We start from the raw sequence: 19,517 nt of genomic DNA on the forward strand, positions 1-19,517 counted from the left end.
CGATCATCCTCCTTATCTAAACACTTCTTCAATAACAGATTCCCCCTCGGTATGCTCACCGTCTGTCCATTTCCACTTTTCATGTAATCTAATTCTTCCATCGGGAAGAGTTTCTGGAATCGAGCAGCACTTCCCGCCTCTAATTTCGTTTTTTGTGTTCACATGGTTATATCTAAATTGTAAATGGCCATTTTCCTGAACTATTCCAATCAGCGTTCCCTTTACGATCTCTCCGCCGCCATATGTAGCTGAAAGTATATTTCCTTCTTGTTTGTATTCAAATGAGGTACTTGAAGAAACCTCTCCGTTTGCTGTATTTTCAACAGATACAAATATCCGACCATTGTAATTGATCACCATTACCTTTTAACCTCCTTAATCGTTATAATATTCACATATTTTACCATATATTTTACATTTTCAAGTAGCTATAAATATAGAAACCTATTAATTTTTTTTAAATGGTTCACGTTAGAATAATCGCTCTGTTCAAAGAACATACTATCAAATGAGAATTGTTGGATTATATTGGGAGAAAAATTGATGTCAGAAACTGTTGAGATTATCATTCGAACGTTTACTTCATTTATATTATTATGGGTATTTGTCCTGGTACTCGGTAAACAAACGATTGCCCATAAGACGTATCACCTTTATATAGCTTCCATTACGATGGGAACAATAGCAGGAAATCTAGCCTTTAATATTAAAATTAGATTTCTTTATTTTATTATAGCGATGATCCTACTGGGTACGGTTGTTTTTATTCTAAATCAAGTGGCCTTACGAAATCCACGCTTAAGGAAATGGATCGCTGGTGAGCCTGCAATCTTAATTCAAAATGGAGAAATTCTTGGAGAATCAATGGAACGAATGCATTATTCACTAGACTCTCTTCAACAAGCATTACGCGGCAAAAATATTTTCAACATTGAAGAAGTAGAATGCGCCATTTTAGAAATAAATGGCTCACTGTCTGTCTTAAAAAAACACCAATACCTATCCACCACTAAAGAAGATTTAAAGCAATTATCCTCCTCTGAGACGGTACCGGTCGAGTTGATTTATAATGGGAAAATATTATTTGAGAACTTAACCAAATCCAATTACGATGAAAAATGGTTAATGGGAGAACTAAAAAAGAGAAACCTTGCAGTTAATGATATTTCGTATGCTGTGATAGGGACCAAAGGAAATTTGTCCATTGATTTAAATGACAACATAAATAACTGATCATAAAAAGACATCCCACCAATGGATGTCTTTTCGGTAAAAATGAAAGGTTATTTAAGATTTGCCAACTTATTTAAATCATCACGGTGTCCAATGACTACTGCCTTATCCCCATTTTGAATAAGATGTTCCGGAAAGGGTGAAATGATTAAATTTTCACTACTTAGAATGGCAATGACATTCACATTATATTTCGCACGTAAATCCAGTTCGCGTAAAGTTTTTCTAGCCATACACGGTGGCAGCATGATTTCTTCAATATTGTAATCCTTTGAAAGTTCTATATAGTTCAGCACATGGGGTGAGAGAAGTTGATGGGCTACACGTTCTCCCATATCTCTTTCAGGATGTACAACCCAATCTGCACCTACTTTTGTTAAAACTTGTCCATGGCGTTTATTCAGAGCTTTTGCAATCACCTGTTTCACGCCCATTTCTTTTAAAATTAATACTGTTAAAATACTTGCCTGCATATCATTGCCGATGGCAACAATAACATAATCAAAATTACGAATTCCAACCGCCTTCAGTGATTCTTCTTCCGTAGAATCAAGGACAACAGCATGGGTAACTAATAATTTACCTTCTTCGACTCTTTCTTCATTTATATCAATTCCCATTACTTCCTGATCTGCTTCAATTAGCTTGGATGCGATACTCGTACCAAATCTCCCTAACCCAATTACAGCAAAACTTTGCTTTACCATAAGTACTAAACACCCCCTAATTAAAAAATGAAACTCTAGCCGATTAAGATCTTTTCTTCTGCATATCTAACTTTTGCATCTTTACGAGTATTTAAAAGTGCAAAAGCCATCGTTAAAGGTCCAAGCCTTCCAATAAACATCATGATGGAAATCAAGACTCTACCGAAGGGCGACAGGTCGGGTGTAAAATTAGCGGACAAACCTACTGTTCCAAAGGCAGAAATGGTTTCAAACAGCAGTTTGCTCATATCAGCTTTTTCGGTAAAGGTTAATAAGAAGAAAATGAGGAAGATAAAAAACATTCCCGCCACAACAATTGATAATGATTTATTGACAAGCTCCCACGGAAGCCTTCGTTTAAAAATATTCACTTCATCCCGATTGGTAACCACCGTCCAAAAAGCTAAAATAATAATGGCAAAAGTGGTCACTTTAATACCTCCACCAGTAGACCCGGGGGACGCACCAATAAACATCAGCGCCATCATGAAAACAAGGGAAGAAAGATTCATGGCTCCAATATCAATCGTATTAAAACCGGCAGTCCGTGTTACAACGCCTTGAAAGTAAGATGCCCAAAGCTTATCATCAAATGACAGCTTCCCAATAGTTCCAGAATTATTATATTCTGAAAATAAAATGATTAATGTCCCAACGATGTTCAGTAATAGTGTCATAAAGAGGGCGACTTTCGAATGAAGGGACAATTTGCGAAAGGATCTTTTATGAAAGAGATCGAGAATAACGGTAAAACCAATTCCACCCGTTATGAAAAGAAGGGTTATCATGATATTAACCGTCGGATCACCCACCCATTTACTTAAGTTGTCTGGTTCAAGACCAAACCCAGCATTATTAAAAGCTGAAATAGAATGGAAAATACCATAGTAAATGGCTTTCCGGAGAGGCATGTCAAAGGACCAGCGAATGGCTAACGTGATAGCACCAATTAGTTCGACAATAAAGGTAATGATGATGATCCGTTTTACTAAGTTGACTACCCCCGAAAGAGAAAACACATTTAATGAATCCTGAAGTAATAAGCGCTCTTTTAATCCAATTTTTTTCCCTAAGATAATAAACAATAAGATACCCGTAGTCATAAATCCCCAACCGCCTATTTGGACTAAACAAAGAAGTACGATTTCTCCAAATAAAGTAAAGGTTGTTCCTGTATCGACCACAGCCAGCCCTGTCACACAAACAGCTGAAGTAGCCTCAAATAAAGCATCAATGAAACTAAGTCCCCGTCCCTCTTCATAGGTTGCAATCGGTAACATAAACAGTAAAGTCCCCAATAGAATTAAACATCCGAAACCGATCACAATGATTTGGGCAGGATGCAAACGAACTAAATTCCCTTTTCTTTTTATTAATTTCACAATATTGACTCTCCCTCTATACCAATACATTGGAGTACTATTTTTATGTTTTAACCTAATGTCTAAGTTTATGATTACATATATTAATTAATGTAAATCCTCTAATTCCACGATCTTATCAGTAATATGGTTATGCTCTTGGTCTGCAACTTCATTTGAGATAATATCTTCTTTGAGCAATTTCTCAATTGCTTCGTGCTGGGCATATAAGGCATGTTTATGTAGGATCGATTGTTGTTTTTCTTTCAGACTGGGATACTTTTTAAAAAGTTGCTCCATTTTGCTCTGTAATACAGAAAGTTCCTGTTCATATTCTGTAATCACCTCTTTAGCTGCTGTTTCGGTGATGAACAAATTTTTTTTAACGGTGTGTATTTCATTTATGGCTGTTTCAAATCTATGTCCCCTTGCAATCAGTTCTTCATATTCTTTATCCCCTTCTTCTTTTTTATTAAGCCCTAAGACGGATAATAGCGGTCTAATAGATATTCCTTGAAATATTAAAGAAAACAATACCACACTAAACGCGACAATTAATATATCTTCCCTACCGGTAAATTCATGAGAAAGACTTAATACAAGTGCTATGGATAAAGAGCCTTTTAACCCCCCCCAGTTGATCACGTGTTTCCAGGGAGTTGGAAAATTACTGGTGAATAATAGACTTACATAAACTGCAATACTTCTGGCAATGAGAACAATCAAAATGGCAAGAAAAACTAACCCCCATTTGTCCGCTAAGTTAATCTGGGTTATTTCCAATCCAACCATTAGGAAGACGACTGAATTGGCCAATAGTGCAGTAACCTCCCAAAAATTATTAATATTTAGCTTCGTCGTCGGGCTCATCCCAATACTTGCTCCATAATTTCCAAAAATCAGTGCAGCGACAACAACCGCGATGACTCCTGAGGCATGGACGGCCTCAGCTAGTAAGAATGAACCGTAAAAAAGGAGCACACTAAAGATAATTTCTAATGGGTAATCGTCAAAGTAACTAGTTAGTTTAGAAAAACCATATCCAAGTGCACCGCCAATGATGAGTCCAAGGGAAATCACTTTAATAAATTCCCATAATCCATATCCAATTCCGACCGCCCCAAGATCCATATATGTAAGTAAATAGAAAGCAGAAATTTTAAATAGGACGACCGCCAGTCCATCATTAAATAAACTTTCTCCCTCAATGACAGTAGCGAGCCTTTTATTTACGCCAACGCTTTTAAAAATGGAGATCACACTGACAGGGTCAGTGGCACTCATTAGAGCAGCAAACACAAATGCGGTAGGAATCGAAAAATCTAAAAGCCATATCGTAGAAAAACCGACAATAAGAAAGGATAACAGAGTAGCTCCAAAAGCTAGAGCAAGAATAGGACCTTTATTCTCTTTTAAATGGGAAAAAGGAAGCTTTAAAGCCGCTTCGCCTAATAAAGCGGGTAAGAAGAGTGTAATGATAACAAAGTTAAAAACTTCACCTTCTGTAATAAAATCCTTTAAAGGAGATAATGCTGGAATGTTTACCAGACCAATAATAGTCCCAACTATAACTAAGGCAATTGGATAAGGCTGCTTTAATTTTTTAGAGATGGCTGTGATACCAGCTGCGATCATGATTAATGTAAGTCCAAGTTCGAAAATATGATGCATATCTATTTCCTCCACCTGATTCCCCCCCTTATAAATTAATAATGTCCATTATGTGAACAACCTATCATTTAATTTTCCTCTGAAACTCAATCGTGCCATTTCTCTACGTGTCAATTTCTATAGGTATATTTAAAATCCTATTTTTTTACGTAAAAAAAATACTCCAGCCTTTTTGAACTGAACTACCTCAAACTTTTATTTAGAATTTTTTTACTAATATAACATCTAAATACTTTCTTCCTTCATCTGGATTCCCCTAAAATAAGTTCTATGTTGTACAAAATATTAATATTAAAAAAGGGATCGCGTTAGCACTCCCATCTTTTTTACATTATTGTATAGACATCAAAGGTTTGGGTTTATCATATTGAATCTCTTTTATACCCTCATTTATTCCTCATCGCTAATTCCGCTCTGTTTTCGGCTAAAGGAGGTTGTTCCAGCCAACCGATATCAATCATCATGTCGAGCCAATCGTTTCCTATTTTTACGTCACCAGAAATTGCCATCATATAATGCGGGGTTAAATCCCTTCTAGGAGACGATGCCCATCCCGTTCCGTAATACACCATCGCAGTTGTAAATAAAAATCCGACTTGATACATCATTAGCTTTTCAGAAAACGGAGAAGTGGTGGAATTCGTCACTTCCGCTTCTAATGTGGGTGGTGCAGGCAGATTTTCCTTATTTAAAAGGTCATTGAACATTTGGATGTGGCTGTCTTTTGTTTTCAATGCTTTTAATAGAAAGTCTCGAACGTTCTTAGACTGAGCGACTTGCCAAAAGGCCACTGTGACGGCTTTAGCCATTATGCTCTTCTTCAAATTAAAATAAATATCGGTAATTTCAATACAACTTAATGGTCGTTTTTCACCAAACCATCCCGCTAAAAAGTGTTCGTCTTTGACATAATCTGGCTTTTCAGGTGGTAAAACCACAGGGGGACGATAGTATAAGCCTTTTTCTAACAAAACATTCTTGGTCCGATTACACAATTCAACGGCAGATGCATTACAACGCGTGAAATATTCACGAACGTCCTGTCGAGCACTTGTGGTGATCGCGCCGCTGTACCCATGACAGCCATGGATGGTCATAATATTTAAATAATGCAAACACAAAACATCAGAAAAAAGACGTGGAGTGTTTGGTATCAGGTCATGATTCGTAAATCCGATTGGAACTGGAAAACCTTCTTGGATTAAGAACTCTTTTATTTTCTCTAAATGTTGGGTACCAAGAGACATTGCATATTCAAAAACATCTCTGATTTCCTTGTCTTCCAGGTGTTCCATCATATGTTGGTGAAAGCAAATCCCTGCTGTTTCGTTTAAATATTGTGTCCAGAGGGCAGCAATCTCGGCGGAAGTCAATTTGGTTTTATGAATGGAAGACACACAAGACACCTCATTGTTTTTTTTCATAGATTGTCTTACATTTCAGTGAAATATACCTTGTCTTTATTTTATAAAACTTCGCGATTTGATTGGAATCACTTCTGGCTTCTTGACCATTCCATCACTTTTTTACTTTTATTTTCTCGGATATGATCGTCCAGTACATCGGGTCTTCTAAGCCAAGTCTCCAAAGCCCAATTCCCCGTAAGTCATATTTCTCTACAAGATTTAGCTTAAACCGCAGACTGTGGCCATTCTCAAACCAAGCCTGGTGGCTATGATTTTTATTATCTACGTAACTGAAATGAGGTGTTTTTGTATGAGAGTCCCATTTAACTTTCGCTTTATATTTTGTTTTCTGACTCATTAACATTGCATAGGAGCTATACAAGGCTTTGTTTGCTGTTGTATCCCAGTCCCATCCATAAGTAGCGATACCGAGTAAAATTTTGGATGGTGGTACTTTATGTTTCAAAGCATAATCAATCGTTGCTTCTATCCAATTGACTGATGCTGTTGATCCGGGTGTTGTTCTTGGGTTGTGTTCATCGTATGTCATAATCATTAATCTATCTGAATATTGACCAAGCTTTTCGTAATCAAACCACGCTGACCAGGGATTAGCACGGGAATCACCTGTGTTTGCCGGAACTGAAACGGTTACTAACTTACCGTCACGATGTAGTGATTCGGACAAATTCTTTATCAGTAAACTAAAGGAATCTCGATCAGTCAAATACAAATTTTCCATGTCAATATTAATCCCGTCATAGTTAAACTGATGCATTTCATTGCGTAAGTTTTGAATGAAATCATTGCGGTTTTTATCGCTTTTAAGGATATTTCCTGCTACACGCTTTCCCTTCTCCTCCGTTTCATAAAAAAGATTATGTACAACCATATATACCTTCAGATGTTTTTCATGTGCACTTTGAATAACCGTTCTTTTATGATCTTCGGTAACGGAATCGATAAGATTGCCTGGTCGTTTATCATCAAGCTTATACCAAAAGGGTGCAATGATACTTAAATGATTGAAATGTGAAGTAACGGTAGGTTGAGACCCTGGTAACGTGCCTTCCTGTTCTGTATAGAAACCTAATACCTCGCGAGTAGTTTTGTTCGTACTGTATTCTGCCTCTTTTCTTTCTGACTGACTGCAGGAAGACAAAAGTATTAAGAACATGCTTAAAGAAAGGATCGTGAATGACCGATAACAATATTTTCCCATCATGCACCTTCTTCTAAGTCGTAGTTTTGGATAGAAATTGTTTTGTCAAAAAATTCAGATCACTAACGAATGATACAGTAACTTGCCTCCCTATATTAGGTATAATCTTTCACAATTATGTAAGGTAGAAAAATAAATTTTGCTTGCTGATGTTTTCCTAGCTCCACTTTAAGAAAAGAATAAATGAAGTGACAAATTGATAGGCTAAAACTGATCACCATAATAAAATCTTTGACCTCTAAGCTAGAATAGCGGGATGTTCTCAAAATGTTCCACAGTTGGAAAAGGATCATAGAAATGATGTAATAAGTTTTTCCAATCTTGATACTCATTAGATTGTCTAAATCCAACGGTATGATCTTCTAGAGTTTCCCACTTAATCAATAATAAATATTTCCCCTTCACTTCAAGACAACGCTGTAATTCGTGAGATATGTACCCTTTCATGGATGCGATGATTTCTGAGGCCTGACGAAATGCCTCCTCATACTCCTCTTCCATCCCTGGCCTAACCGTAAGCATAACCGCTTCCAATATCATGTAAGTCCCACCTTTCTTAATGGTAAAAATTAAATTAATTCTATCATATAATTCTAAGGTTAATTGGACCTAAAAATATCTCACACCGAGAATCCCTCCTAAAATTATCCTTGTTTCAGGTAAAAATTCACGAATATTTCATTTTTTATATGCGCTTCATGTATTTTTTGTCACACCTTTTATTCTTTGGCGGAGATACAATCAATCTGAAGCTATCCCATTAAAGGAGTTGAGAGACCTCAAGAGTTAAATAGATTAGTAGTGCATTTAATCATACATATGATTCTTAAAAAAACTTAAGGAGGGCATTCTATTGTTCAATTTATTGATTTTCGGGTTAATTGCTATTACCCTGGTGTTGCTAAGTATCTTTATGGATGGGCTGATGAGGTTATATAAGGAAGAAAAGGAAGCGGAAAAAAATAGGGTACGCGATGGAATGGAAGGATATTTACATGGTATTGGTCCTGTAAAAATCTTCAAAACAATTCATGATGCCGATGGCAATATAAGATATTTGGTTTATTTGCCGCAATATGAGTGGTTCAAAGCACCCACCTACACATGGTTTGAAGTCTATGCCACACATAACGGCTTCCAGCACATCGAAGTAGAAAGATAATCTGCACATAGTAAAATGGCTTGGAGTAATCTCCAAGCCATTTTTGTGAAAATCTATTCTTTATTACTTAATATTTTCGATGATGGTTGCTACGCCTTGTCCACCGCCAACACATAATGTAGCTAAACCATATTGGTTTTCTCTTTTCTTCATTTCATGAATTAAAGTTACCAAAATTCTTGCTCCACTTGCACCGATTGGGTGGCCAAGTGCAATCGCACCGCCGTTAACATTTAGTTTTTCTTTACTAAAATGAAGTTCGCGATCAACTGCAATTGATTGAGCAGCAAATGCCTCATTTGCTTCAATTAAGTCAATGTCTTCTAAGGATAAAGACGCTGAATTAAGAGCTTTTTTCACAGCTGGGACAGGTCCGATTCCCATAATACTCGGATCTACACCTGCAGAAGCATTCGCTTTGATAGTTACGAGAGGAGTAACTCCTAATTCCTCTGCCTTTTTACGGCTCATCACAACAAATGCAGCCGCACCGTCATTAATGCCTGAAGCATTAGCAGCAGTAACAGATCCATCCTTTTTAAATGCAGGACGAAGTTTACCTAAACCTTCTGCAGTTGCTCCAAAACGAGGGAACTCATCTTGGCTGAATAATGTTACTTGTCCTTTTCTTCCAGGTACCTCAACAGGAACGATTTCATCAGCAAAGCGATTCGATTCAATCGCTGCTTGAGCCTTTTGCTGACTCCATGCAGCAAATTCATCCTGTTCTGCACGTGAGATTTCATACTTTTCAGCAAGATTTTCAGCTGTGATTCCCATATGGTAGTTATTTTCCGCACACCATAAACCGTCTTGAATCATGCTGTCTAACATTTTCTGATCGCCCATTTTGAAACCGTTGCGTCCGCCTTTTAACAGGTATGGAGCTTGACTCATACTTTCCATTCCACCTGCAACAACGATTTCAGACTCCCCAGCAAGAATGGCTTGTGTTGCTAAGTGAACAGCCTTTAAGCCTGATCCACAAACCTTATTAATGGTAAAAGCTGGTGATTCTTGAGGAATACCCGCTGCAAGAGAAGCTTGTCTTGCCGGATTTTGTCCTAATCCTGCTTGTAATACGTTCCCCATAATAACTTCATCCACATCATTTGGATTAATTCCAGCTTTTTCAATAGCTGCTTTAATGACAGTTGTACCTAACTGAGTGGCTGATACATTTTCTAAACTCCCTAAGAAACTACCAATAGCTGTTCTTACGGCACTTACAATGACAACTTCATTTACTGACATTCTGATCTCCTCCAAAGCTGATTTATGTATTTGAATAATTCCTCACAAATTTTACACCATTTAGCCCTACTTTTTGCGACAAACAATTCGACAAATTCAGAGTTATGTATTTATTACTTTCACCCTTTATTAATCAAAAATCTATTAAACTTTTTTAAAAATTAGGGATTAAACCAATGAATGGCAACGGAAAATGTCACATTCAAAAAAAACAATAGTGTAAGGGCATTTATGTTGAAATACATTAAAAAATGACGAATTTTGTAGAAAAATATTTATTTGAATTATTTTTCAATATTATTTATTCAAAATATTAACAATAAAAAAGAGAGAGAAAACCAAATTCTCCCTCTTAGCTTTGGCTATGCAATTTAAATTACTAATCCCCCATCCACACTTAAGATCGTTCCGTTTATATAATTGGCTTTATCTGAAGCCAAAAATAAGTACGCTGCGGCAATGTCTTCTGGTTTTCCAAGTTTCTTGAGCGGTGTCTTTTCCTTCATAAACTCAAGGACTTTATCTGGCACGGCAGCCGTCATGCCTGTTTCAATGAAGCCTGGAGCGACTGCATTGACCCTAATCCCTTTTGGACCAAATTCTTTTGCCCAGCTCTTGGTCAACCCAATTACACCAGCTTTGGTTGCCGCATAATTTGTTTGACCAATATTCCCATATAAACCGACCACTGAGGATGCGTTGAGAATAACCCCTGCCCCCTGCTTTAACATATAAGGAGCAACCGCTTTCGTACATTTAAAAACCCCGGAGAGGTTTACAGAAATTACTTTTTCCCAAGCGGATTCATCCATTTTTGTAAGAAAGCCGTCTAGTGTAATTCCAGCATTATTGATGAGAATGTCGATTCGGTCGTGCTTTTCTACTGTGGCACTGACCATCTTTTCAATCTGTGCACTGTCTGTTACATCCACTTTAAAAAAAGCTAACTTTTCACTATTTAATTCTTCTAATGCATTTTTCCCAGCTGACTCATCATAATCACAAATTACAACACTTGCACCCTCTTGAAGAAATTGTTTTGCCGTTTCTTTGCCGATTCCTTGTGCACCACCAGTAATTAACACGACCTTTTCATTAAATTCCAATACTATCACCTCATTTTTACTATTCTCAAAAGAACAACTACACTCATCATCATCCCAAGGCACATTGATAAAGAAAACAACAAAACAATTATAATAAGGGGGACGAAGCCCATTATTACCATTTTTAACCATAGTATGCTGAATTCTTTCTACTTATAACTTTTGTTAAATTCCTAGGTCATTTCGCGAAAAAGTGAGAATTTTGTCAAAAAATGAAGAAATGTATTTTGTGAATTTTTAAACTTTCTCCTTTTAATATTCCAAACAAGTTAGTATGATGGATACGTCAACAAAAAAGTAATCAAGGAGGTAGAAAGAATGAACCAAGATTTTAATTTTTATGATATGTGGAAAGATTTTTATTCCCAATCTAGTAAATTATTTGATGGAAAATTGGGTACGGAAGACTTTAATGTTTATGATATGTGGAAAGATATTTATTCCCAATCCAGCAAATTATTTGATGAAAAATTCGGCAATGATTACCCTTCTCAAGGGATGGGACAGTTGTTGGAGATGAATCTTCAATTTAAAAAAATGATCGATGAATCTACATTAAAATATTTAGAGTTTATGAATGTTCCATCTCGAAATGACATCGCTAACATTTCATCGTTAATTGTTAATGTGGATGCAAAAGTTGACGACCTTGAAGAAAAACTGGAAGAAAAATTAGAAAATAATGAAGGTCAGTTGTCATTTAAATCAGAATTGTCAAATGTTAAAAAAGATGTGAAGAATTTGGATAATAAATTGAATCAAATTCTTACTCTGTTAAATACACAAAAAGAAAAGAAATAAAAACGGATTACATATTAGCATGTAATACAAAATAATGGATTAAACCAGCAGGATTATTTAAACAACTACTATAGATGAGGTGCAGAAAAATGACAGAATTAAAAGGCAAAGTAGCGATTGTAACAGGCGGCAGCAGAGGTATCGGTGCATCGATTGCATTAGAACTAGCTAAGAATGGCGCGAAAGTTGTTATTAACTATAATATCCGCAGAGAATTAGCAGATAAAGTAGTAGCAGAAATTAATGAGTTTGGTGGAGAGGCATACGCTGTTCAAGCAGATGTTTCAGAAAGTAATGAAGCAGCATACCTTGTACAAGAAACAATCAATCATTACGGCAAATTAGATATCCTTGTAAATAATGCAGGAATTACAAGAGACAGCACGTTCAAAAAATTGAGCGAAGAAGATTGGAGAAAAGTAATCGATGTAAATTTAAATAGTGTTTACAACAATACTTCTGCTGCTCTACCTTACCTTCTTGAATCAGACGCTGGCCGTATTATCAACATTTCGTCCATTATTGGCCAAGCAGGCGGCTTTGGACAAACCAACTATGCAGCAGCAAAAGCAGGACTCATTGGATATACTAAATCACTTGCTCTTGAGCTAGCTAAAAGCAATGTAACTGTTAATGCGATTTGCCCTGGATTTATTGGTACTGAGATGGTTCAAGCCATTCCTGAAAAAGTTCTTGCAGGAATCGTTGAAAAAGTTCCACAAAAACGTTTAGGTAAACCAGAAGAAATTGCTCGTGGTGTCGTTTTCTTATGTAAAGATGGTGACTATATCACTGGTCAACAATTAAATATTAACGGTGGACTTTACATGTAATTGTCATGAAGGTACAACTTTCTTTATATATTAAGAGAGTAAATAAATTTTGTAAGGAGTGAACAGTCATTAACGTTTTGATGCCAAAAGAATGGAATGGTGTACTCGAATTTGCGCCTGAAAAGTATCAAGAGATGTATCAACGTGTCTACAGGGCAACTCAAGTGTTAACGACCGAGCCTGAACCGGAAGTAGCACCTACACCGAAAGAAGTTGTTTGGACTAGAAATAAAACGAAGCTTTACCGGTATATTTCTGACCAACCAAAAAAATATAAAACTCCCCTTCTTTTAGTTTATGCTCTAATCAATAAACCATATATCTTGGATTTAACTAAAGGTGGCAGTTTAATAGAATATCTAGTTGAGCGTGGGTTTGATGTTTATCTCCTTGACTGGGGTACACCAGGTTACGAAGATAGAAATATGAAACTAGATGATTACATTATGGACTATATCCCTCGTGCAGTTCGTAAGGTATTGAGAAAATCTAAAGCTGAGGAAGTATCGATTCTTGGTTATTGCATGGGTGGAACAATTACGTCTGCATTTGCGGCACTACACCCTGAATTACCAATTCGCAACCTTATCTTTATGACTAGTCCGTTTAATTTTGAAAATAGCGGTTCATATGGTCCGATGCTGGATGAGCGCTATTTCGATATTAATAAAGTCGTAGAAACCCTTGGTGTGATTCCACCAGAAATGATTGACTTTGGAAATAAAATGATCAATCCAATGGGAACCAACTTTGGACCATTAATTAGTCTCGTAGAGCGTGCTGATAATGAGAAATTTATTAAAAGCTTTAAACTTCTACGAAAATGGTTAAATGACGGGATTCTTTTCCCTGGTGAAGCCTACCGTCAGTGGATTAGAGACTTCTACCAAAATAATAAACTGATCAAAGGCGAAATGGTTATTCGAGGTAAAAAGGTTAAACTTGAAAATATCAAGGCTAATGTGCTCAATTTAGCTGGGGTAAACGACCTAATTGCCCCGCCACATCAAGTTGAGGCATTGATGAATGTGATTTCAAGTAAGGATAAAGAATTTAAAGTGTTACCTGTTGGACATACTTCGATTACTTTTGGCAGTCAAGCCACAAAAATAACGTACCCAACGATAGCGGATTGGTTAGAAGAAAGATCCAACTAAACCAATTTTAAATGAGTGTCCCTATAGGGGCACTTCTTTTATTTTATCTAGTGAAAAAGTAATGGCAGGTAAACAATTGGGCAATAGTGGTAAAATTAATTATAGGTAATTTTTAGGAAAAAAACAAGTACAATATACAGAATTTATATTAAATTTAATGAATTCAAATAATTTAGAAATAATAAACCGTAAAGAAAAATACCACAGTATTAAATACTGTGGTAGGAATACGGCTAACAACAATATCCAAAAGGATGCAAAGGAGGATTAGGCGGGAATGACCATTTTGGCTGCAACGATGGATCCTTCCAATGCCATGCTCCTAATGCAGCAGCACAGGCATCAATCAAATGGCTTTCCTCATCAATAAAAACAGGAAGCTTGGTTAATTTTTGCTCCGCAAACCAGTCTCGAATCCAGGTTCTTGCTGAGAGAACTTGTTTGTAGCTCAAGACATATTCCAGATCCCTTTCAAGAAGTCTTGATCCAATCACTGCACCTGGATGCACCTCCACAATCGAAATCGGATATCTTGCAGCTAGATTCCCTATTTCTCTACTAAGCTTAATTCCTCTAAGAGTAAGATATACCATTCGATTTAAGGTTGGCGGCATGATGGATCCAGGTCTCATCCCAATTGAGACAATATACTGACGAAGCTGTTTATCCCCTTGCCGATCCCCTCCCCCATCTTCATACGATAAAGGGGCATCGATCCCGATAACGACTTCATCTAATTGACTTTGAGCTTCTATTTCTTTTAAAATATCCAAATCGCCTATATTCCTAATTAATTTCAAGAAATTTAATTGACCATTTTGTTGGTTAAATACAGTCAATACAGTATCTTTGTGATTACTTGGACCCGCTAAATCAATACCAATCACTCTCATAAGCAAACCACTTTATAAAAATTAATACTCATCACTAAACCCTGAAAATCCAATCGAGGTAGAAGAAAGATCTTGATCCCATTCTTGTTTTTGTTGTTTTTGCTGCAGCGATTTTAAATCCGCACAAAGACGTTTCACATCCACTTTTTGTTCATAATGCCATTCAAGGGCAATCGATGTATATAATTCATTGAGCTGCGCATAGGAGAAATCCTTAGTCGAATCAATGACCTGTTGAATCTCGTCCTCTGAAAGAATTCGAGTAATATTCTTATTTAATAAATACTGATAACGGAGCTCTTTCGTCGGCACATGAATCTCATACGCACGGTCAAATCGTCCAGAACGATTCATCAGTGCAGGGTCAATTTTTTCAGGATAATTTGTCGTCCCAATGATGAAAATGCCTTCCTTCGAAGTAGCACCGTCTAAGATATTCAAGAAGACAGAACGGACACTCGCTGGCATGGAATCAATATCCTCAATAACTAATACCAATGGTGTTAACTTCAATACCGATGCAAAGACCTCTTTTATCGTATAACTCGATGTAAATTCTGTAATCTGCCAATAAGCAACTGGAGCATTAATGCTGCTGGCGATCGATTTCACGAGGGTGGTCTTACCATTACCAGGCTTACCATAGAGCAGAATTCCGCGCTTATAAGGAATGTCATAGGTTTTGAAAAACTGGCCGCTTTCCGAGAAGAATTCGTCAATCGAACGGTAAATTTCACACTTTAATGAATCCTCTAAAAAAACATCTTCTCTTCTAACCAATGTAGTAATACTATCAATCTCTGTTTCCACACCATCTTCCGTATCCGTAAAAACAGTAACATAGTTCTTAATATATTCTCTTTTTCTTTTCAGGACATACTTCAAAAAGGCTACTAAGCACGCATCATTTTTGGCAAAAATAAAATCACGAGTCATTTCCCCATCACTTTGATAAATGACTAATCTTGCTAGCGCCAACTGATAGTTTGGATAGTAAAAGAGACCGTTGATAATCCGTGGTTTAATAATCAGCTCCATCACCTTATCGGTATGGTTAGATGAGATTGTCTTGGTCTCCCCTTCTTTATAAATATGACAAATCAATTGTACTTCCGGAGATTCCTCTTTCAAGTCTTCCTCAAGAATATCCCAAATTTCATTGGAAGTATCTTCATCAGAATACATTTGAAAGTCGATTCCCACTTCATTAACGAGTTTTTCTTGAATGGTAGAAACGATTTTGCCGTAGTCGTAATAATAAGGGAATGCTTCCCGGTCTATTTTATTAGTGTCAAACAAAACATTATTTTTCATCTAATTCTCCTTATTCTTATAAGTCATGAAACCTTCCCATCAATATCGTATGATAGTAATTTCCATCAGATAGGATCTTGTCCTTTTTTAAAATACCTTCCACTTCAAAACCAAATTTTTCATAGAGTTTAATGGCTTTATCATTGGTTTCGAGAACAGCCAACGATATTTTCTTAACTCCGTTTAAGTCCGCCCATTGGACAGATTCTTGTAATAAGTTTTTCCCGATTGCATATCCCCAGAATTCTCTTAAAACACAGACACCAAATTCCACTTTATGTGCAAATCTTTTCAATTTGCTTCCTTCGCATCTGGAAAAACCTACAATTCTCTCATTTACCTCAACAACTAAAAATATATTTCTCTTACTTTCTGTATCTTCTTTAATTATCTGTTTGAAACCTGATTCATCAATAAACGCTTCGCCTTTTTCTCTATCCAAATTCTCTGTTTCCCCATCGATCTGCAATCGAACTTCTGACAAGCTCATAGCGTCCGTCTCATTTGCAGACCTAATGATATAGCGTAAATTATTCACAACAAATTCCGTCGGTTCTACTCTCATAACGATCCCCACCTTTTAATAGGACCATATCCTCATAATTGGAGGGTCCTTCTCTCCTATGTTATAGCACATACGTTTAGTAAAAGAAATGGTTGATTTTCTTAATCCAAAAAGACAAGCCTTGAGAGTCATAAATTGCACATATGCAGCCTTTTCCCTGTATATAATGCAATAAGGCAATTATTGGGAAACGCAAAGGAGGTTGCCCCAATAGATGAATTCCCCATTAACGGAGCAGCAAATGCTGACCATCATTAGAAATGGTCTGAAGAAATCTCAAAATCCTAAACAGATTATTATCATTGGTGCAGGGATGGCTGGACTCGTCGCGGCCTCTTTATTAAAGGAAGCTGGTCATAGTGTTACCATTTTGGAAGCAAATGATAGAGTGGGCGGACGTGTTTATACAATAAGAACGCCTTTTAGCGAGAACTTATATTTTAATGCCGGACCGATGCGTATTCCCGAAAAACATCAATTAACCATTGAATATATTAAAAAATTTAAGTTGCCTACCAATCTATTTATAAACCGAACTCCAAATGACATCCTCTACGCTAATGGCATTAAAACAAGGCTTCAATTGTACGAGAAGGATCCCAGCATTTTAAAATACCCCGTTACTCCAAATGAAAAAGGAAAATCAGCGGAAGAACTTTTGTTATCTGTCGTCCAACCAATCATCGATTTTATAAACAAAGATCCAAAAAAGAATTGGCCTCTTATAGAAAAACAATATAGAAATCTATCGTTAGGCTCTTTCTTAGACTATTATTTTTCTGTCGGTGCAAATGATATGATTGGTGTGCTTATTGACTTGGAAGCTTATATGGGGATGACCTTTGTAGAGATATTACGAGAACTCATCATCTTAAACGGAACGAAGAATTTTTATGAAATAACGGGTGGAATGGATCTATTGCCTAAAGCCTTTCAACCACAATTATACGAAAATATTTTGTTTAACCAAAAATTAATGAAAATATCTCAACATCAAAACAGTGTAACCATTCATTGTAAGCACCAGAAGACCGATCGGAGCTTAAGCATGACTGGTGACCTTGCCATCGTGACTATTCCATTTTCAACGCTCCGGTTTGTGCAAGTCGAGCCCTATGAATCCTTCTCCTATTATAAAAGGACAGCGATTCGTGAACTCAATTATATGGGCTCCTCTAAGATTGCCATCGAGTTTAAAAGTAGATTTTGGGAGAAAGCAGGGCAATTAGGTGGTAAATCAATCACCGATCTTCCCATTCGATTTTCCTATTATCCAAGCTATGGTATTGGTTCAAAAGGACCTGCGGTTGTTATTGCGAGTTATACTTGGGCAGATGAGGCTTTAACCTTGGAGAGTCTATCTGAAAGAGAGATGATCCAAATTGCACTAAAGAACTTGGCTGAAATATTTGGGAATCAGGTTTATTCAGAATTCGTAACGGGAGCTGCTTTTAGCTGGAGTAAAAACCCATATTCTTGCGGAGGTTTTACCTCTTTTGAACCGGGTCAGGACGTTGAGCTATATCCGTATATTTCTACACCCGAGGGAAGAGTACACTTTGCTGGTGAACATACTGGCCTTACCCACGGCTGGATTCAAGGGGCAATTGAATCCGGGATCCGTGTGGCAAATGAAGTGAATGACATACCTAAGTAATTTTATATAAAAGGCTGCGAGGCAGCCTCTTCTATTCCTAATAATGATAAGTCTTATTTTAGCGTTTTTGTCATAATAAAATCTATTTGTTCCTCATCACCCATATAAAAAGAGTGGGCGCCCGTTTGAACAAACCCCATTTTCTTATAAAAAGCAATGGCATTTTCGTTTTTTTCCCATACGCCCAGCCAGATTTTCTTTTTATTACCTTCGATTGCTATTTCCATAGCTTTATTTATCAGATATTTTCCAAGCCCGTGTTTTTGAAATTTGATCCTTATATAAATCCTCTCGATTTCAAGTGATTCATCCCCCATTTCCTCAGACTGAGCCTCATTGGTATTGATTTTTAAATATCCAGCGACCTCTTTATTAAAATATACAAAAAAGAATTCAGAAGAAAGATTGGATAATTCTTTTTCTAATTGATTTAAGTTGAATGCCCTTTCTAAATAGGCTTTCATATTTTCGGGTGAGTTCTGGTCTTTAAATGTTTCATTAAATGTTTCGTAACTAATTTCTTGTAGTGTATGTAAATCTTCAAGGGTACACTTCTTTATGATTATAGTCATTTTAATTTTGCCACTCCTTTATTAACTAATAATTTCTCTTGTTCCCCTTTTTTACAAATTCCCAGTCTACTTCAATATTTTTTCGAACTCTTTGAAGAAGAGTAAACATGGTTTCTACTTCCCTTTCGGAAAAGCCCTCTAATGCTACCATGTTGGAATAATCATTTTCTCTTCTTATGAAAGGATAAACATAATTCCCTTTTTCCGTTGGAAAGAGTTTTTTTATTTTCTTGTTTTGTTGGTCCTCTTGTTTTTCTATAAAACCACTCATTTCAAGTTTTTTTATCGCACGAGCTGCAGTTGTTCTGTCTACCTTTATCATTTCAGCTAACTTCTCTTGAATGATTCCTGGATATTCACATATTCGAACAAGGTACAAATACTGCCCTTTTGTCAGGTCATATTCTTTAAATTCTATATTACTTATCGAATCCAAGGCCCTTGCGATCATTCCAATTTCGCGTAGAATTTCTTTCATGATTTTCTCCCTTCTTCATTTTTTGTTGCAATTACTACAAAAAGCAATGTAAATAAAATGTAACCTAATTTTATTGCATTTACAACAATTAAATAAATTTAAACAAATACAAAATCTGACAATGT

The 19,517-nt window shown here is 36.5% G+C and carries 20 protein-coding genes; 6 read left to right on the plus strand and 14 right to left on the minus strand.

Annotated elements, in window-relative coordinates; all coding sequences use genetic code 11:
• Positions 1-12 precede the first annotated feature (12 nt).
• A complete protein-coding gene (locus M3610_RS14205; protein WP_180230142.1) occupies positions 13-357 on the minus strand; it encodes an avidin-fold protein in 345 nt (114 codons plus the stop codon).
• A 186-nt stretch (positions 358-543) separates the two neighbouring features.
• On the opposite strand from M3610_RS14205, the gene M3610_RS14210 reads away from it, so the two are divergent.
• On the plus strand, positions 544-1,233 hold the full coding sequence (locus M3610_RS14210; RefSeq protein ID WP_251459945.1) for a YetF domain-containing protein: 690 nt from the start codon (positions 544-546) through the stop codon (positions 1,231-1,233).
• 50 nt (positions 1,234-1,283) lie between these two features.
• On the opposite strand, the gene M3610_RS14215 is transcribed toward M3610_RS14210, so the two are convergent.
• The 6 genes from M3610_RS14215 to M3610_RS14240 all read right to left on the minus strand — a co-directional run bounded on the left by M3610_RS14215 (position 1,284) and on the right by M3610_RS14240 (position 8,140).
• Positions 1,284-1,940 carry a potassium channel family protein gene (locus M3610_RS14215; RefSeq protein WP_251459947.1) on the minus strand — a complete coding sequence of 219 codons (657 nt, stop codon included), beginning with the start codon at positions 1,938-1,940 and terminating at the stop codon, positions 1,284-1,286.
• Positions 1,941-1,975: 35 nt separating this feature from the next.
• The gene (locus M3610_RS14220; protein ID WP_251459949.1) at positions 1,976-3,352 is read right to left on the minus strand and encodes a TrkH family potassium uptake protein; all 1,377 of its coding nucleotides are present in this window, start codon (positions 3,350-3,352) and stop codon (positions 1,976-1,978) included.
• Positions 3,353-3,409: 57 nt separating this feature from the next.
• A complete protein-coding gene (locus M3610_RS14225) occupies positions 3,410-4,987 on the minus strand; it encodes a cation:proton antiporter domain-containing protein (protein ID WP_251459951.1) in 1,578 nt (525 codons plus the stop codon).
• Positions 4,988-5,358: 371 nt separating this feature from the next.
• Entirely contained in the window at positions 5,359-6,369 is a 1,011-nt protein-coding gene (locus M3610_RS14230) for a DUF3231 family protein (protein ID WP_251459953.1), read from the minus strand.
• 121 nt (positions 6,370-6,490) lie between these two features.
• Complete coding sequence (locus M3610_RS14235) at positions 6,491-7,603, minus strand: glycosyl hydrolase family 18 protein (RefSeq protein WP_251459955.1); 1,113 nt, start codon at positions 7,601-7,603, stop codon at positions 6,491-6,493.
• A 240-nt stretch (positions 7,604-7,843) separates the two neighbouring features.
• Entirely contained in the window at positions 7,844-8,140 is a 297-nt protein-coding gene (locus M3610_RS14240; protein ID WP_251459957.1) for an antibiotic biosynthesis monooxygenase family protein, read from the minus strand.
• A gap of 313 nt (positions 8,141-8,453) precedes the next feature.
• Here M3610_RS14240 and M3610_RS14245 point away from each other — a divergent pair, with 313 nt between their 5' ends.
• Positions 8,454-8,762, plus strand: coding sequence for a hypothetical protein (locus M3610_RS14245; protein WP_251459959.1), 309 nt, complete (start codon positions 8,454-8,456; stop codon positions 8,760-8,762).
• Between the two features lie 63 nt (positions 8,763-8,825).
• On the opposite strand, the gene M3610_RS14250 is transcribed toward M3610_RS14245, so the two are convergent.
• Entirely contained in the window at positions 8,826-10,016 is a 1,191-nt protein-coding gene (locus M3610_RS14250) for an acetyl-CoA C-acetyltransferase (protein ID WP_098574668.1), read from the minus strand.
• 371 nt (positions 10,017-10,387) lie between these two features.
• Positions 10,388-11,122, minus strand: a complete 735-nt coding sequence (fabG, locus tag M3610_RS14255) for a 3-oxoacyl-ACP reductase FabG (protein ID WP_251459960.1) — start codon at positions 11,120-11,122, stop codon at positions 10,388-10,390.
• Positions 11,123-11,440: 318 nt separating this feature from the next.
• Between fabG and M3610_RS14260 the strand changes: the two genes are divergently transcribed.
• The 3 genes from M3610_RS14260 to phaC all read left to right on the plus strand — a co-directional run bounded on the left by M3610_RS14260 (position 11,441) and on the right by phaC (position 13,913).
• On the plus strand, positions 11,441-11,923 hold the full coding sequence (locus tag M3610_RS14260; RefSeq protein ID WP_098574670.1) for a polyhydroxyalkanoic acid synthase subunit PhaR: 483 nt from the start codon (positions 11,441-11,443) through the stop codon (positions 11,921-11,923).
• Between the two features lie 89 nt (positions 11,924-12,012).
• A complete protein-coding gene (locus tag M3610_RS14265) occupies positions 12,013-12,756 on the plus strand; it encodes a 3-oxoacyl-ACP reductase (protein WP_098574671.1) in 744 nt (247 codons plus the stop codon).
• 80 nt (positions 12,757-12,836) lie between these two features.
• Positions 12,837-13,913 (plus strand): class III poly(R)-hydroxyalkanoic acid synthase subunit PhaC, encoded by a 1,077-nt coding sequence (gene phaC, locus M3610_RS14270; RefSeq protein ID WP_098574672.1) that lies wholly within the window; start codon positions 12,837-12,839, stop codon positions 13,911-13,913.
• A 233-nt stretch (positions 13,914-14,146) separates the two neighbouring features.
• Here the strand turns inward: phaC and M3610_RS14275 are convergent, their stop codons facing one another.
• From M3610_RS14275 to M3610_RS14285, 3 genes are read right to left on the minus strand one after another with little or no spacing between them, the layout of a single operon-like run.
• Positions 14,147-14,806 (minus strand): DUF429 domain-containing protein, encoded by a 660-nt coding sequence (locus M3610_RS14275; protein ID WP_251459962.1) that lies wholly within the window; start codon positions 14,804-14,806, stop codon positions 14,147-14,149.
• 21 nt (positions 14,807-14,827) lie between these two features.
• Entirely contained in the window at positions 14,828-16,120 is a 1,293-nt protein-coding gene (locus M3610_RS14280) for an AAA family ATPase (RefSeq protein WP_251459964.1), read from the minus strand.
• A 16-nt stretch (positions 16,121-16,136) separates the two neighbouring features.
• Positions 16,137-16,685 carry a GNAT family N-acetyltransferase gene (locus M3610_RS14285; RefSeq protein ID WP_251459966.1) on the minus strand — a complete coding sequence of 183 codons (549 nt, stop codon included), beginning with the start codon at positions 16,683-16,685 and terminating at the stop codon, positions 16,137-16,139.
• A 214-nt stretch (positions 16,686-16,899) separates the two neighbouring features.
• Here M3610_RS14285 and M3610_RS14290 point away from each other — a divergent pair, with 214 nt between their 5' ends.
• Positions 16,900-18,342 carry a flavin monoamine oxidase family protein gene (locus M3610_RS14290; RefSeq protein ID WP_251459968.1) on the plus strand — a complete coding sequence of 481 codons (1,443 nt, stop codon included), beginning with the start codon at positions 16,900-16,902 and terminating at the stop codon, positions 18,340-18,342.
• Positions 18,343-18,395: 53 nt separating this feature from the next.
• On the opposite strand, the gene paiA is transcribed toward M3610_RS14290, so the two are convergent.
• Both paiA and M3610_RS14300 read right to left on the minus strand, forming a co-directional pair.
• Positions 18,396-18,914 carry a spermidine/spermine N(1)-acetyltransferase gene (paiA, locus tag M3610_RS14295; protein WP_251459970.1) on the minus strand — a complete coding sequence of 173 codons (519 nt, stop codon included), beginning with the start codon at positions 18,912-18,914 and terminating at the stop codon, positions 18,396-18,398.
• 25 nt (positions 18,915-18,939) lie between these two features.
• Positions 18,940-19,392 (minus strand): MarR family winged helix-turn-helix transcriptional regulator, encoded by a 453-nt coding sequence (locus M3610_RS14300; RefSeq protein WP_098574678.1) that lies wholly within the window; start codon positions 19,390-19,392, stop codon positions 18,940-18,942.
• Between the last annotated feature and the right edge of the window lie 125 nt (positions 19,393-19,517).

It is taken from the genome of Neobacillus sp. MER 74 (assembly GCF_023714155.1).

Bases quoted from the DNA above. Each gene is read 5' to 3' on its own strand.
- M3610_RS14210 (WP_251459945.1), top strand. From the start codon at position 544: ATGTCAGAAACTGTTGAGATTATCATTCGAACGTTTACTTCATTTATA.
- M3610_RS14215 (WP_251459947.1), bottom strand. From the start codon at position 1,940: ATGGTAAAGCAAAGTTTTGCTGTAATTGGGTTAGGGAGATTTGGTACG.
- M3610_RS14220 (WP_251459949.1), bottom strand. From the start codon at position 3,352: ATGTATTGGTATAGAGGGAGAGTCAATATTGTGAAATTAATAAAAAGA.
- M3610_RS14235 (WP_251459955.1), bottom strand. From the start codon at position 7,603: ATGATGGGAAAATATTGTTATCGGTCATTCACGATCCTTTCTTTAAGC.
- M3610_RS14240 (WP_251459957.1), bottom strand. From the start codon at position 8,140: ATGATATTGGAAGCGGTTATGCTTACGGTTAGGCCAGGGATGGAAGAG.
- M3610_RS14250 (WP_098574668.1), bottom strand. From the start codon at position 10,016: ATGTCAGTAAATGAAGTTGTCATTGTAAGTGCCGTAAGAACAGCTATT.
- M3610_RS14260 (WP_098574670.1), top strand. From the start codon at position 11,441: ATGAACCAAGATTTTAATTTTTATGATATGTGGAAAGATTTTTATTCC.
- M3610_RS14265 (WP_098574671.1), top strand. From the start codon at position 12,013: ATGACAGAATTAAAAGGCAAAGTAGCGATTGTAACAGGCGGCAGCAGA.
- phaC (WP_098574672.1), top strand. From the start codon at position 12,837: ATGCCAAAAGAATGGAATGGTGTACTCGAATTTGCGCCTGAAAAGTAT.
- M3610_RS14275 (WP_251459962.1), bottom strand. From the start codon at position 14,806: ATGAGAGTGATTGGTATTGATTTAGCGGGTCCAAGTAATCACAAAGAT.
- M3610_RS14280 (WP_251459964.1), bottom strand. From the start codon at position 16,120: ATGAAAAATAATGTTTTGTTTGACACTAATAAAATAGACCGGGAAGCA.
- M3610_RS14285 (WP_251459966.1), bottom strand. From the start codon at position 16,685: ATGAGAGTAGAACCGACGGAATTTGTTGTGAATAATTTACGCTATATC.
- M3610_RS14290 (WP_251459968.1), top strand. From the start codon at position 16,900: ATGAATTCCCCATTAACGGAGCAGCAAATGCTGACCATCATTAGAAAT.
- paiA (WP_251459970.1), bottom strand. From the start codon at position 18,914: ATGACTATAATCATAAAGAAGTGTACCCTTGAAGATTTACATACACTA.
- M3610_RS14300 (WP_098574678.1), bottom strand. From the start codon at position 19,392: ATGAAAGAAATTCTACGCGAAATTGGAATGATCGCAAGGGCCTTGGAT.